Genomic DNA, 13727 nt, shown 5'->3' on the forward strand with positions numbered 1-13727 from the left:
CTTGCTACTCCTCGATAGTGAGCAAGTGCAACAAATTCATGATAGATACGGTCCCCGGCTTGCCCGCAACGGTTGGCGTTGCCAGCAAGAAAAATAGTTCAGCTTTTTGTTGAACTCATACGCTTTCCAACTGCGCCGCTCAATACAGAATGCGTCACGCCACCGGCTGCATAACTCCGAGTCGCTCGATTGGCGGGCGGCGATGATCTATTGCAGCAGGATCGCGCGGAAGTCGTTGACGTTCGTGCCAGTCGGGCCGCTCACAAAGAGATCGTCGATAGCGGCGAAGGCCGACCAGCTGTCGTTGCGCTGAAGGAAGTCGGCCGCATCCCTCTTTCGATCGGCAAGCCGGGCAACGGTGGTGCCATCGGCGAAGGCGCCGGCATTGTCCTCCGAGCCGTCGATGCCATCCGTGTCGGCGGCGAGCGCTGAGATGCCCTTCTGGCCGGAAATGGCGCAGGCGAAGGACAGGAGGAACTCGCTGTTGCGGCCACCTTTGCCCTTGCCCTTGATCGTTACTGTGGTTTCCCCGCCAGACAGAAGAAGCATGGGGTCTTGCGACGCCATACCTCGCTGCAGGATCTTGGCGACGATCGCCGCATGTTGGCGACCGACCTCCGATGCCTCGCCCTCGATAGCATCGGACAACACGATGGTCTCGACGCCGGCCTTGCGGGCGACATCGGCGGCCGCATCCAGCGCGATGGCCGCCGAAGCAACGAGCTTCACCTCGTTGCGAGCGAAACGAGGGTCGGAGGGTAGGGGCGGCTCATCGCTATTATCTGCGAGATGACGCATCACCGCGTCGGGCAAGTCGAGACCGTAATGTTCTATGATCGCAAGTGCATCTGCGCGGATCGTCTCGTCGGCGATGGTCGGGCCGGAGGCGACCAGGGCTGGGTTGTCGCCTGGGATATCGGAAACGACGAGGGAGATGACCCTTGCCGGATGGGCAAGGGCCGCCAGCCTCCCTCCCTTGATGCGCGAGACCTGCTTGCGAACGGCATTCATGGCGCCGATCGGTGCGCCGGAGGCAAGCAGGGCCCGATTGACGGCGATCTCGTCGGCAAGCGTGAGATCGCCTGCCGGCGCGGGCAACAGTGCCGAGCCGCCTCCGCAGATCAGGGCGACGACCAGATCGTCTTCCGTAAGACCATTTACCGCTGCCATCAACCGATCTGATGCATGCAGACCGCTTTCGTCCGGCACGGGATGCGCGGCCTCGAGAACCTCGATGCGCTCACACGGCACGGCATAGCCATAACGCGTGACGACGACACCGGAGAGCGGTGCGTCCCAAAGACGCTCGAAGGCACGCGCCATCTGCGCCGCCCCCTTGCCGGCACCGACCACCACCGTCCGGCCCTTCGGCTTTTCAGGCAGATGGGGAACCAGTGCCTTATCCGGATCGGCGGCTGCGACCGCCGCATAGAACAGCTTTTCCAGAAAGGCGCGGGGATCGGCGATATCAGGCATCGGATTTCTCACATGTTACGCGACGGGATGGTTCGCCATGCGCTCCAGCGCCTTGACGAGACCGGAATGGTCGAGCCCGCTATCGCCATTGGCGACGCATTGGTTGAAAAGCTCCTGCGTCGCCGCGGTGTTCGGCAGTGAGACGCCGAGCGCCTTGGCACCCTGCAGGGCGAGGTTCAAATCCTTCTGATGCAGCGAGATGCGGAATCCGGGTTCGAAAGTGCGCTTGATCATGCGCTCGCCATGCACTTCGAGGATGCGCGAGGAGGCAAAACCGCCCATCAGGGCCGAGCGCACGCGAGCCGGATCGGCGCCGGCCTTGGAGGCGAAGACAAGCGCCTCGGACACGGCCTCGATCGTCAATGCGACGATGATCTGGTTGGCGACCTTGGTAACCTGGCCATCGCCGCAATCGCCAACGAGGGTGATGTTCTTGCCCATCAGTTGGAAGAGGGGCAGCGCCCGCTCGAAACTGGCTTCGGAACCGCCGGCCATGATGGAAAGCGAGGCGTTCTTGGCGCCGACTTCGCCGCCGGAGACGGGCGCGTCGATATATTCGGCGCCGGTCTCGCGAATCTTTCTGGCGAATTCCTTGGTCTCGATCGGCGAGATCGAGCTCATGTCGATGACGAGCTTTCCCTTGGACAGTCCGTAGGCGACGCCGTTCTCGCCGAAGAGCACGTCCTTCACTTCAGGTGTATCCGGCAGCATCAGGATGATTGTGTCGACGGTTTCGGCAAGCTCCTTCGGCGTTTCGACGAATTGCAGACCGTTGTCGAGCAGCTCCTGGCGCGGCGGAATGGCAAACTTTGATGTGACGACGATGTGGCCGGCATTTTGCAGATGACGCGCCATGGGAGTACCCATGATGCCGAGGCCGATAAATCCGATATGTGCCATGCTGTTTAGCTCCTGATATTGAGAATGGCTGCGCTTTCGGCGTGGCGGCCTGCTGCGGCAAACCAGCCGAGCCCCGCCGCGGTCGTGGTGCGCGGCTTGTATTCGCAGCCGATCCAGCCGTCATAGCCGAGCGCATCAAGCGCTTCGAAGACAAAGGGGTAGGCGATCTCGCCGGTGCCCGGCTCATTGCGACCCGGATTGTCGGCGAGCTGCACATGGGCAATCCGTGCCTGATGCTTCCTAAAGGTGCCGATCAATTCGCCCTCGGTGCGCTGCTGATGATAGAGGTCGTACTGAATGAACAGGTTGTCGCTGCCGACCTCGGCGATGATCGAGGCTGCCTGGTCCGGCGCGTTGAGATAGAAGCCGGGAATGTCGAACCGGTTGATCGGCTCAATCAGTAGCCGGATCCCGTGCTTGCCGAGCTCTTCCGCCGCATATTTGAGGTTGACGATGAAGGTAGTCCGCAGCACCTCATCGGGCACGCCGGCTGGTGTGATACCTGAGAGGCAATTGATCTGGCTGCAGCCGAGGGTCGTCGCATAGTCGATAGCGGAAGCAACGCCGCGGCGGAATTCGTCGATACGATCGGGCAGGATCGCGATCCCGCGTTCGCCGCCGGCCCAGTTGCCGGCGGGCAGATTGTGCAGCACCTGGGTCAATCCATGACGATCGAGTTCGGCGCGCAGCGCTTCCTTGGCAAAATCGTAAGGAAACAGATATTCGACGCCCTCGAAGCCCGCCTTGGCGGCCAGCGCGAAACGATCCAGAAACGGTGCCTCGGTGAAGAGCATGGTGAGATTGGCCGCGAATTTCGGCATTGTGTTCCTCCTTTAGTCTAGCAATGCGAGGATCGCCGTCGGTGCGTCCTCGCCGCGCTCGGCAAGCTCCTCGAATTCGACTACGGCATTGATGTCGGCGCCCATGGCGATGTTGGTGACGCGCTCCAGAATGAATTCGATAACGACGGGAACCTGATGCTCCGCCATCAGCTGCTTTGCTGTCGTGAACGCTTCCTGGAACTCGTTCGGGCTGCGCACGCGTATCGCCTTGCAGCCGAGGCCTTCGGCAACGGCGACATGGTCGACGCCATAGCCGGGTTCGGCATTATCAGCGGCATTGATGTTCTCGAAGGCGAGGCTGACCTCGAAATCCATGTTGAAGCCGCGCTGGGCCTGGCGGATGAGGCCAAGATAGGAATTGTTCACGACCACATGCAGGTAAGGGAGCTTGTGCTGCGCGCCGACGGCCAGCTCCTCGATGAGGAACTGGAAGTCGTAGTCGCCCGACAGTGCGACGATCGGGCGGTCGGGATCTGCCGCCCGCACGCCAAGTGCTGCCGGCAGCGTCCAGCCGAGCGGGCCGGCCTGGCCGCAATTGATCCAGTTGCGCGGCTTGTACACGTGTAGGAACTGCGCGCCGGCGATCTGGCTAAGCCCGATGGTCGAGACATAGCATGTATCGCGATCGAAAGCCTTGTTCATCTCCTCGTAGACACGCTGTGGCTTCAGCGGCGTCTGGTCGAAATGCGTCTTGCGTAGCATGGTCCGCTTGCGCTCGCGGCACTCCTCGGCCCAGGCCGACCAGTCGCGCAGCTTGCCTTCGGTCTTCCATTCGGTCGCGACGTCGAGGAGGAGCTTCAGGGCGGCACCCGCGTCCGAGACGATGCCGAAATCAGGAGCAAAGACACGGCCGATCTGAGTCGGCTCGATATCGACATGAACGAAGGTTCGCCCTTCCGTATAGGTCGAAACATTTCCTGTATGGCGGTTCGCCCAGCGATTGCCGATGCCGAAGACGAAATCGGAGGCAAGCAGCGTCGCATTGCCGTAGCGATGCGAGGTCTGCAGCCCGCACATGCCGGCCATCAGGGGATGATCGTCCGGGATCGTCCCCCAGCCCATCAGCGTCGGGATGACCGGGACGCCTGTGATTTCGGCGAATTCGACGAGCAGGTCGGAAGCATCGGCATTGATGATGCCGCCGCCTGCGACGATCAGCGGCCGCTCGGCCGCGTTCAGCATGGCAAGCGCCTTTTCCGCCTGTGCCCGCGTCGCCGAGGGCTTGTAGGGGGCAAGCGGCGCATAGGTGTCGATATCGAACTCGATCTCGGCGAGCTGGACGTCAACGGGCAGATCGATGAGCACAGGGCCAGGGCGACCCGAGCGCATCGTGTGGAATGCCTTCTGGAAGACGTAAGGAACCAGCGCCGGTTCCATGACGGTCACGGCCCACTTGGTGACGGGGGCTGCGATCTTGGCGATATCGACGGCCTGGAAATCCTCCTTGTCCAGACGGGCGCGCGGCGCCTGGCCGGTAATGCAGAGGATCGGGATGGAATCGGCGGAAGCCGAATAAAGGCCGGTGATCATGTCGGTGCCGGCAGGTCCGGACGTTCCGATGCAGACACCGATATTGCCGGCGCGGGCGCGGGTGTAGCCCTCGGCCATATGGCTTGCGCCCTCGACATGGCGGGCAAGTACATGGCGGGTAGAACCACGTGCCTTCATTGCGGAATAGAAGGGGTTGATCGCAGCGCCGGGAACGCCGAAGGCGCAGTTGACGCCTTCCTTTTCCAGAACCAGCACTGCGGCATCGACTGCGCGCATCTTCGCCATGAGATTTCCTCCGTTTCTGGATCGAAGGTACCGCATGGGTGAACAAGCGCAATCTAAAAATGGAAATTAATCCCATCATATGGAAATAAACATTTTCAACGAATCTGGAACAATCGCGGCGAAGCGGATATGTCATGAAAGCCAAGCGGGTCGCGCCGAATTGCGCGGCATGCGTTTGGTCCAGAGCGAGTGTCATGGCGGAAAATCGGGAAAAGACGAGGGGCAGGCCGGGCCGGAAACCGGCAGGGAACGCGGCGGCTTCATCCGTCCAAGTGCTCGATCGCAGTCTGAAACTCTTGGAGTTGGTGGCGCAAGCCGACGGCGCGGTTTTGACCGATCTCGCTGACCGGTCGGCCATGGCGCCTTCCACCATCCACCGGCTACTGACGTCTCTTGCTCAGCACGGCATGGTGGCGCATGACGATGAGACCGGCGCATGGACGATCGGGGTGAAAGCCTTCGAGATCGGAACCGCCTACTTGCGCTTCCGCAAGCTCGGCACGATCAGCCGGCCCTTCCTCAAGCAGTTGATGGAGGCATCCGGCGAGACCGCCAATATCGCCATCGAGGAGGACGGTGACGTCGTCTTCATCTCGCAAGCGGAAAGCCACGCGCCGATGCGCGCCTTCTTCCGCCCTGGCCGCCGCGGGCCGATCCATGCATCGGGCATAGGCAAGGCAATCCTCTCCACCTGGGCGGACAGCGAGATAAAGACTTTGCTCCAGGAGCGTCCGTTGCAGCATTTCACCGACAAAACCCGCGACACTCTGCCTATGCTGCTCGCGGATATGGACGAGATCCGCTCGCGCGGCTGGTCGATCGACGATGAGGAACATACGCTCGGCATGCGATGCGTGGCGGCGCCGATCTTCGATGAATATGGCGAGGCTATCGCCGGAATTTCGATTTCAGGCCCGGCTGTGCGGTTGCCGGATGAAAGGGTTGCTGCGCTCGGCCCTGTCGTGCGGGCCGCAGCGGAAGAATTGACGAAGGCAATGGGTGGACGCTCGAAGCGGACCTGAACGTCTTCGCCGCCGTCTCTGCCGAGACGACGGCGTTGCCGGTCCGCCACATTTACTTGGTCAGGCGAGCTGCAGTTGTTCGCGTAGCGTCGTATCTGTCTTCTTACCCTTGGTCTTCATCGCCTTGCCGGCGACATAGACTTCGGCAACGCAACGGTCATCACCCATGGTCTGAAGGATAAAGAGCTCCTCCGCCAATGAGGTTGTCGTGCGCATGCGGAATTCCATGGCCGACTTGGCGCTGGAATCCAGCACGACGATATCGGCGTCCGCGCCCGCCTGCAGCGAGCCGATCCGCTTTTCGAGACCGAGCGCCAGGGCGTTGCCGCGCGTCATGCGATAGAAGGAGTTGAACGGCGTCAGCCGCTGCCCCTGCAAATGCAACACCTTGTAGGCTTCATCCACCGTTTCCAGCATGGAGAAACTGGTCCCGGCGCCGACATCGGTTGCGACCGACCAGCGCGCGCCAAGCCTGTCGAACTGTGCGGCGTTGAAAAGTCCCGAGCCGAGGAAGAGGTTCGAGGTCGGGCAGAAGACACCCACCGCGCCGATCTCCGCAAGCACCGCGACTTCCCGTTCGCTCATATGGATACAATGGCCGAGCAGCATGCGGTCGTTGAGCAGACCGTAGCGAGCATAGATATCCGTATAATCCTTGGCCTCGGGGTAGAGAGAGGTGGCAAAGGCGATCTCATCCCGATTTTCCGAGAGATGCGTCTGGACATAGCAGTCCGGATGCTCGGCGACGAGCGCCTTGCTCATTTCCATCTGCTCGGGCGTCGAGGTAATCGCAAAGCGAGGGCTGATGGCATAATGGACGCGTCCGCGGCCGTGCCACTTCGCAATCAGCCGCTTTGTTTCGTCATAGCCGCGCTGCGGCGTATCGCGCAGCGCCTCCGGCGCGTTGCGATCCATCATCACCTTACCGCCGATCATGCACATGCCGCGCGCTTGCGCCGCCGCGAAATAGGCATCGACGCTTTCCGGATGCACCGAACAATAGGCAACCGCCGTCGTCGTGCCGTTCGACAGGAGTTCGTCCATGAAGCGGTCGGCCACTTCGGCCGCATGGGCGGCGCGTGCAAACTTCTGTTCCTCGACGAAAATATAGGTATTCAGCCATTCGAGCAGCTGCGCGCCATAGGAGGCGATCGCCTGCGTCTGCGGGAAATGCAGGTGCGTGTCGATGAAGCCCGGCAGGATGAGGTTCGGGCGATGGTCCGCGATCCTGATGCCGGCGTCAGCCAGCTTTCTCACGTCGCCATAGGTGCCGATTTCCACGATCTTGCCGTCGCGGACGAAGACGGCGCCGTCCTCGATATAGCGATAGGAGGCGGTGTCATCTATGCCTTGCGGCTCGGCAAGGAAGGTCAGCACGCGACCACGGATTAGGACTTCGTTCATTGGGTCTTCTCCCCATTGATGGCACTTTCATACCAGGAGACGAGCAGGCGGCGCTCCTCGTCGGTTATGTGAGAGGCATTGGCGGGCGGCATGGCGTGGCTGCGGCCAGCCTGCAGGTAGATCTCGCGCGCATGGGCGGCGATATCGCGATCGGTCTCGAACATCACCCCCTTCGGCGGAGCCACGATGCCCTCCCAGCTCGGCTCCTTCGCATGGCACATGGAGCAGCGACCCATCACGGTATCGCGGACCTTTGGGAAATCCTGCGCCGTGATGAAGGGCTGCTGGATGGCGGAGATCTTCGTTGTGGGTTCGCCGGTCAGCATTTTCGGTACCGTGGAGAGCCACATGATGATGATGAACAGGATGACGGTGATCAGCCAGGTCCAAGTCGGGTTGCCGGCATTGGCGTGCCGGGTATTGAACCAGTGGCGGATGGTGACGCCCATCAGGAAGACGAGTGAGGCGATGATCCAGTTGAACTGCGTGCCGAAAGCCAGCGGATAGTGGTTCGACAGCATCAGGAACAGCACCGGCAGCGTCAGGTAGTTGTTGTGCGTCGACCGCTGCTTGGCGATCCTGCCGTATTTCGCATCTGGCGTACGGCCGGCAAGCAGGTCGGCAACCACGATCTTCTGGTTCGGGATGATGATGAAGAAGACATTGGCCGACATGATCGTCGCCGTGAAGGCGCCGAGATGCAGGAAGGCGGCGCGGCCGGTAAAGAGATGGGTATAGCCCCAAGCCACCGCTACCAGAATGAAATAGAGCGCCACCATCAGCCGGGTATTATCGTTGCCGAAGGGCGACTTGCAGATCAGGTCGTACAGGAGCCAGCCACCGGCGATCGAGCAGAGCGAAATGGCGATCGCCACCGGCTTGGAGACGTCAAGCACGGCCGGGTCGATCATGTAGAGATCGGCGCCGGCATAATAGACGAGACAGAGCATGCCGAAGCCCGACAGCCAGGTGACGTAGCTTTCCCATTTGAACCAGACGAGGTGGTCCGGCATGTTGGCCGGCGCCACCAGATACTTCTGGATATGGTAAAAGCCGCCGCCATGCACCTGCCACTCCTCGCCATAGGCGCCAGGCGGCAGGGCCGGATGTTTCTTGAGGCCGAGGTCGAGTGCCACGAAATAGAATGACGAGCCAATCCAGGCGATGGCGGTGATGACGTGCAGCCAGCGGACGGCGAATGTCAGCCAGTCCCAGGCGATGGCATATTCATACATGGGAACTCCTCCCGGCCTTCATGGGCCTGATCTTCACGGGACTGTTTGCCATCGGGTGATTTTCTCGAAAATCCCGGTGAATCCACCAACACTTTCAAAAAAATCTATAAGATGAACCCTGGTTTGTTCCGCGCGCCAATGTGGTAGAAGGAGCCATGTCCTATCTTGATAATGTCCGCGTCTTCGTTCGCGTGGTCGAACTCGGTACTCTCTCGGCAGCAGGCCGCGACCAGCGCGTCACGCCTGCGGTGGCGAGCAACCGCATCAAGGAGCTCGAGCGTCATCTTGGCGTGCGCCTCTTCAACCGCACCACGCGTAAGCTCTCGCCGACCGAACATGGCCGCGTTTTCTACGAAAAAGCGGTGAAGATCATCGAGGCGGTCAATGAGGCGGAAGCGGCGATCGCCGATCTTTCGCGAAATCCGAAGGGATCGCTGAGGATCACCGCGCCGCTCGGCATCGGCCGAAGGCTGATCGCCTCGGGCATTCCGGAGTTTCATGACAAATATCCGGATATCGAAGTACGCTTGCGCCTGTCGGACCACAATGTCGACATCCTCGCCGAAGGCGTCGACGTCGCCTTCAAGCTTGGCGTGCTGGAGGATTCGAACCTGCGCATGCGCGGTATCCTCAATTGCGAGCGGGTGCTTTGCGCATCACCTGCCTACCTTGCAAGTCGTGGCGTGCCGGCGAGCGCGGATGCGTTGATCGCCGACAAGCATGACTGTCTCTTGCTGCGCTATCCGGGATCGAAGGAATATTACTGGACGCTGATGACGGCGGAAGGTACTCGCAAGTTCGAGGTCGCAGGCCCTTATGACAGCGATGATGGCGATGTGCTGACCCAATGGGCGCTGGAAGACCGCGGCATCATCAACAAACCGCTGTTCGAGGTTAAAGCCTATCTGAGGGAAGGGCGATTGGTGGAGATCCTGAAGGAAAGTCCGCCAGCTCCGGTTCAGCTCGCCGCCATCTATCCGCACAAGCGTTTCCAGGATCCGAAGGTCCGCCTGATGATCGATTTCATGGCGGAGCGCTGTCAGCGGCTGATCGGCAAGCTGCTCGAGGACGAGCCAGTGGCCGCAGCCTCGTGAATCGAACGCGACAGATTGATCTCCACTTGGCTCAATTCAGTGAAATCACATATGACTATCGGTGGTCATATGGAGAGGCGGCATGAAGGAAATCCAGCTCAAGGATGCGAAGGCGAGGCTTTCGGCCGTGGTCGATCAAGCGGTGGCCGGTGAGCCGACCGTTATTACCCGCCATGGCCGGAAGGAAGCGGTGCTGGTTTCCTTCGAGGAATGGCAAAGGGTCTCCAAAGTACCTGATTTCCCCGATCTGCTTCTCGCCTTTCCCGGCGAGCCCGCCGATATTCCAGAGCGATCGCGAAAGCCCGCGCGTTCATTGCGTGAAAATGGCTTCTGATCTTGTATCTTCTGGATACCAATATCGTATCGGCCGATGCGCCGATCAAGCGCCAAGTCGGCGCTGAGGCATTCGCGGCCTGGCTGCGCGCCAATAGTGACCGGCTTTATCTTTCGGCCATCACCATCGCCGAGATCGAGGCAGGCATCGCCCGCATGGTTAGGATTGGGGCGACGACGAAAGCGGAGCACCTGCGCCGCTGGCTCGCCGCGGTGGAACATTTCTATGCCGGCCGTATCCTGCCCTTCGGAGTTGAGGAGGCGCAGCATGCTGGCCTGATGCTTGACCGGGCGCGTGCTCACGACCCCGGCTTCGAGGACATTGCCATCGCCGCCATCGCCGCTGCATGCGGCCTCACGGTTTTGACGGCCAATGAGCGGCATTTCGCGCCGCTCGGCGTGCCGGTCGCCAATCCCTTCAAGCAGTTGCCCGTTATCCGATAACAGGTTTTGTCGCGGCTAGCTGTGCCGCGGCCGTCCAAGTCAGCGCCGCTGTCATGATCTCGGCGGCGGCAAGCGTGGCGATGACCGTGGGACGCTTGTCTTTCACGGCCGTTCCGCCGATTGGGCAGACGAGGCGATCGAAAAGCTCATCGTGCCCGCTTTCGCGCGACAGCCAGTTGCGGAAAGTGGCGCGCTTCGTCTTGGAGCCGATCATGCCGACATAGGCTGCATCGTTACGTTTGAGCGCCTCGGCGGCAATCAGGAAATCGAGCGCGTGATCATGGGTGAGAATGACGAAGCTGCTGCCGGCCGGCGCATCGCGCACGACAGCCTCAGGCATGGCCGTGAGACAGGTTTCAATGCCTGGCACGGAGCTGGCGACAAGCTCTTCCTCTCGCGTATCGACAAGTACCACGCGTAATGGCGCGAGCGAAAGCGCCATGGCAAGCGCATCGCCGACATGACCGGCGCCGAAAACATAGACATGTGGGCGTGTGGCCATCTCGCGGTCGCTCCGAGCTATGAGATCATTCGCAAGCGCTGGACTGAGGGCGGTGAAGGCGAGGCCCACCCGACCGCCGCAGCATTGGCCGATCTCCGGGCCGAGCGGTACGTTCATCGGCTCCGCCGCAAGGCCGGAGCGCAATGCCCGTCGTGCCTGGTCGATCGCCATATATTCCAGTGTTCCGCCGCCGATCGTCGCAAAGATTGCCCGCTCCGAAACCAGCATCCAGGCATCCGCGTCGCGCGGCGCGGAGCCTGCGACCCCCGTCACCTCGACGAGAATCGATGCCGGTTCGCGGCGGAGAAAATCCCGGATATCTTCACGGGCGGCAGGCATGATCTTACTCCTTCTTCGCCGCCTTGAGACGCTCGATCGCCATCAGCACCCGTTCGGGTGTCGCCGGCGCGTCGAGACGCGGGCAGATCTTGTGGTCGGCGACGCTCGCCACGGCATCCGAAAGGGCATGCAAGACGGAGAGGCCGAGCGGCAGCGGCGGCTCGCCGACCGCCTTGGACCGATGGATCGTCGGCTCATGGGCCTCCGACCAATCGGTTAGGGCCACATTGAAAATCTTTGGCCGGTCGGATGCAAGCGGGATCTTGTAAGTCGAGGGCGCGTGCGTTCGAAGCCGCCCCTTGCCGTCCCACCAGAGCTCTTCCGTCGTCAGCCAGCCCATGCCCTGGATGAAGCCGCCTTCGACCTGGCCGATATCGATGGCTTTATTCAGTGAGCGGCCGGTATCGTGCAGGATATCGGTGCGTTCAACGACATATTCGCCGGTCAGCGTATCGATCGATACTTCCGAGCACGCCGCGCCATAGGCATAGTAGTAGAAGGCATGGCCGCGGCCCGCCTTGCGGTCCCAATGGATTTTCGGCGTCTTGTAGAAGCCGGCGGCCGAAAGCTGGACGCGGGCCATGTAGGCCTTCTTGACGAGATCGTCGAACGGCATTTCGATGTCGCCGATGCGCACCCGGTTGGGCAGGAAGAGAACCTGGTCAGGCGATACCTGATGGCTTTCCGCGGCAAAGGCGATCAGTCGCTCCTTGATCTGGCGTGCGGCGTTCTGGGCCGCCATGCCGTTGAGATCGGCACCCGAGGAGGCCGCGGTCGGTGAGGTGTTCGGCACCTTGGCCGTGGTCGTCGCGGTGATCTTCACCCGGTCGAGATCGATCTGGAATTCTTCCGCCACGACCTGCGCCACCTTCAGGTGCAAGCCTTGTCCCATCTCGGTGCCGCCATGGTTCATGTGCACGGAGCCATCGCTATAGACATGCACCAGCGCGCCGGCCTGGTTCGACTCCGTCTTGGTGAAGGAGATGCCGAATTTCACTGGAGTCAGCGCGATGCCGCGCTTGACGATGCGGCTCTTGGCATTGAACTCGGCGATCGCCTTGCGGCGTCCGGCATAGTCAGCGCTTTCCTCCAGTTCGGCGACGATGCGCTGAACGATGCAGTCCTCGACCTTCTGGTGGTAGGGGGTAAGGTTGCGCTCACCATCGACGCCCATCGCGTCATAGAAATTCAGTTTGCGAATTTCGAGCGGGTCCTTGCCGACGGCGAAGGCCACCTCGTCGATGACCCGTTCGGCGCCGACCATTCCCTGCGGACCGCCGAAGCCGCGAAAGGCCGTGTTGGAGACGGTATTGGTATAGAGCGGCGCCGATTTCGCATGAACATGCGGAAAGAAATAGGCATTGTCGCAGTGAAACAGCGCACGGTCGCCGACCGGACCGGACAGATCGGCTGAGAAGCCGGCGCGAAGCGCGAAGGTATAGTCGACGGCAAGGATGCGGCCTTCGTCGTCAAAGCCCACTTCGTAGTCGATGGCGAAATCATGCCGCTTACCGGTCGCGATCATGTCTTCGTCGCGGTCGAGCCGGATCTTGACGGCGCGCTTCAGCTTCTTGGCGGCGATGGCAGCGATCGCGGCGCATTGGTTCGCCTGGGTTTCCTTGCCGCCGAAGCCGCCACCCATGCGCCGAACCTCGATCGTAACAGCATTGCTCGGCACGCCAAGCGCATGGGCGACCATGTGCTGCGTCTCGCTCGGGCCTTGGGTGGAGCAATAGACAACCACCTCGTCGTCCTCACCGGGAACAGCGAGCGAGACTTGGCCTTCGAGATAGAAATGATCCTGGCCGCCGAGCCGCATTCGGCCTTTCACGCGCCGCGGAGCATTCGCAAGAGCGTCCGCCGGATCGCCACGCTTCAGCGTTAGCGGCGTGACGACCTGCTTATGAGAGGAAACATCCAGATCCCAGATGTCGATATCAGCAGGCAATTCCTCGTACTCGATCTTTGCCAGCCTTGCCGCGCGGCGCGCCTGCTCGCGCGTTTCGGCGATCACGCAAAAGATCGGCTGGCCATGAAACTCGACCTTGCCGGCGGCAAGCACGGGGTCATCATGCATATAGGAGGGCGAGATATCGTTGACGCCGGGCACATCCTCATGGGTGAGGACGGCAACGACGCCGGGGGCGGCCCGCACGGCTGAGAGATCGACGGATTTCAGGATGCCGTGCGCCACGGTGGACAGGCCGAGGCCGACGTGAAGCGTGCCCGTGGGTTCGGTGATGTCGTCGATATAGACGGCGGCACCGGAGACATGCTTGTGGGCGGAATCATGGCGCGGGCTGGAATGGACGCCGCCAATGATGGTTTCGGGTTTGAGATCGGGAGTGTGCTTGTTCATG

Annotated in this window: 12 protein-coding genes; 4 read left to right on the forward strand and 8 right to left on the reverse strand. The window is 61.4% G+C overall.

Translation table 11 applies throughout. The annotated features are described in order from the left end of the window. Nucleotides 1–207: 207 nt before the first annotated feature. From GDN47_RS18050 to gcl, 4 genes are read right to left on the reverse strand one after another with little or no spacing between them, the layout of a single operon-like run. Nucleotides 208–1476 carry a glycerate kinase type-2 family protein gene (locus GDN47_RS18050; protein WP_113353396.1) on the reverse strand — a complete coding sequence of 423 codons (1269 nt, stop codon included), beginning with the start codon at nucleotides 1474–1476 and terminating at the stop codon, nucleotides 208–210. A gap of 15 nt (nucleotides 1477–1491) precedes the next feature. After that, nucleotides 1492–2376 carry a 2-hydroxy-3-oxopropionate reductase gene (gene glxR, locus GDN47_RS18055; protein ID WP_145321263.1) on the reverse strand — a complete coding sequence of 295 codons (885 nt, stop codon included), beginning with the start codon at nucleotides 2374–2376 and terminating at the stop codon, nucleotides 1492–1494. A gap of 5 nt (nucleotides 2377–2381) precedes the next feature. Then, complete coding sequence (gene hyi / locus GDN47_RS18060) at nucleotides 2382–3197, reverse strand: hydroxypyruvate isomerase (protein ID WP_152093943.1); 816 nt, start codon at nucleotides 3195–3197, stop codon at nucleotides 2382–2384. 12 nt (nucleotides 3198–3209) lie between these two features. Beyond that, the gene (gcl, locus tag GDN47_RS18065) at nucleotides 3210–4994 is read right to left on the reverse strand and encodes a glyoxylate carboligase (protein WP_113420688.1); all 1785 of its coding nucleotides are present in this window, start codon (nucleotides 4992–4994) and stop codon (nucleotides 3210–3212) included. 194 nt (nucleotides 4995–5188) lie between these two features. Between gcl and bhcR the strand changes: the two genes are divergently transcribed. Continuing rightward, the gene (gene bhcR / locus GDN47_RS18070; protein ID WP_152093944.1) at nucleotides 5189–6016 is read left to right on the forward strand and encodes an HTH-type transcriptional regulator BhcR; all 828 of its coding nucleotides are present in this window, start codon (nucleotides 5189–5191) and stop codon (nucleotides 6014–6016) included. A 60-nt stretch (nucleotides 6017–6076) separates the two neighbouring features. On the opposite strand, the gene guaD is transcribed toward bhcR, so the two are convergent. Next, a complete protein-coding gene (guaD, locus tag GDN47_RS18075; RefSeq protein WP_152093945.1) occupies nucleotides 6077–7420 on the reverse strand; it encodes a guanine deaminase in 1344 nt (447 codons plus the stop codon). Then, entirely contained in the window at nucleotides 7417–8655 is a 1239-nt protein-coding gene (locus GDN47_RS18080) for a urate hydroxylase PuuD (RefSeq protein ID WP_113353391.1), read from the reverse strand. The genes guaD and GDN47_RS18080 overlap by 4 nt, the downstream gene beginning before the upstream one ends. Nucleotides 8656–8810: 155 nt before the next feature. Here GDN47_RS18080 and GDN47_RS18085 point away from each other — a divergent pair, with 155 nt between their 5' ends. The 3 genes from GDN47_RS18085 to GDN47_RS18095 all read left to right on the forward strand — a co-directional run bounded on the left by GDN47_RS18085 (nucleotide 8811) and on the right by GDN47_RS18095 (nucleotide 10526). Continuing rightward, on the forward strand, nucleotides 8811–9749 hold the full coding sequence (locus GDN47_RS18085; RefSeq protein ID WP_113353390.1) for a LysR family transcriptional regulator: 939 nt from the start codon (nucleotides 8811–8813) through the stop codon (nucleotides 9747–9749). A gap of 82 nt (nucleotides 9750–9831) precedes the next feature. Further along, a complete protein-coding gene (locus tag GDN47_RS18090; protein WP_113353389.1) occupies nucleotides 9832–10083 on the forward strand; it encodes a type II toxin-antitoxin system Phd/YefM family antitoxin in 252 nt (83 codons plus the stop codon). 2 nt (nucleotides 10084–10085) lie between these two features. Further along, entirely contained in the window at nucleotides 10086–10526 is a 441-nt protein-coding gene (locus GDN47_RS18095; protein ID WP_113353388.1) for a PIN domain-containing protein, read from the forward strand. Here the strand turns inward: GDN47_RS18095 and xdhC are convergent. Beyond that, on the reverse strand, nucleotides 10516–11367 hold the full coding sequence (xdhC, locus tag GDN47_RS18100) for a xanthine dehydrogenase accessory protein XdhC (protein WP_152093946.1): 852 nt from the start codon (nucleotides 11365–11367) through the stop codon (nucleotides 10516–10518). The genes GDN47_RS18095 and xdhC overlap by 11 nt on opposite strands. Before the next feature lie 4 nt (nucleotides 11368–11371). Next, the gene (xdhB, locus tag GDN47_RS18105) at nucleotides 11372–13726 is read right to left on the reverse strand and encodes a xanthine dehydrogenase molybdopterin binding subunit (RefSeq protein WP_145634241.1); all 2355 of its coding nucleotides are present in this window, start codon (nucleotides 13724–13726) and stop codon (nucleotides 11372–11374) included. Between the last annotated feature and the right edge of the window lies 1 nt (nucleotide 13727).

This window comes from Martinezella dioscoreae, from assembly GCF_009176305.1.
Lineage (GTDB): Bacteria > Pseudomonadota > Alphaproteobacteria > Rhizobiales > Rhizobiaceae > Rhizobium > Rhizobium dioscoreae.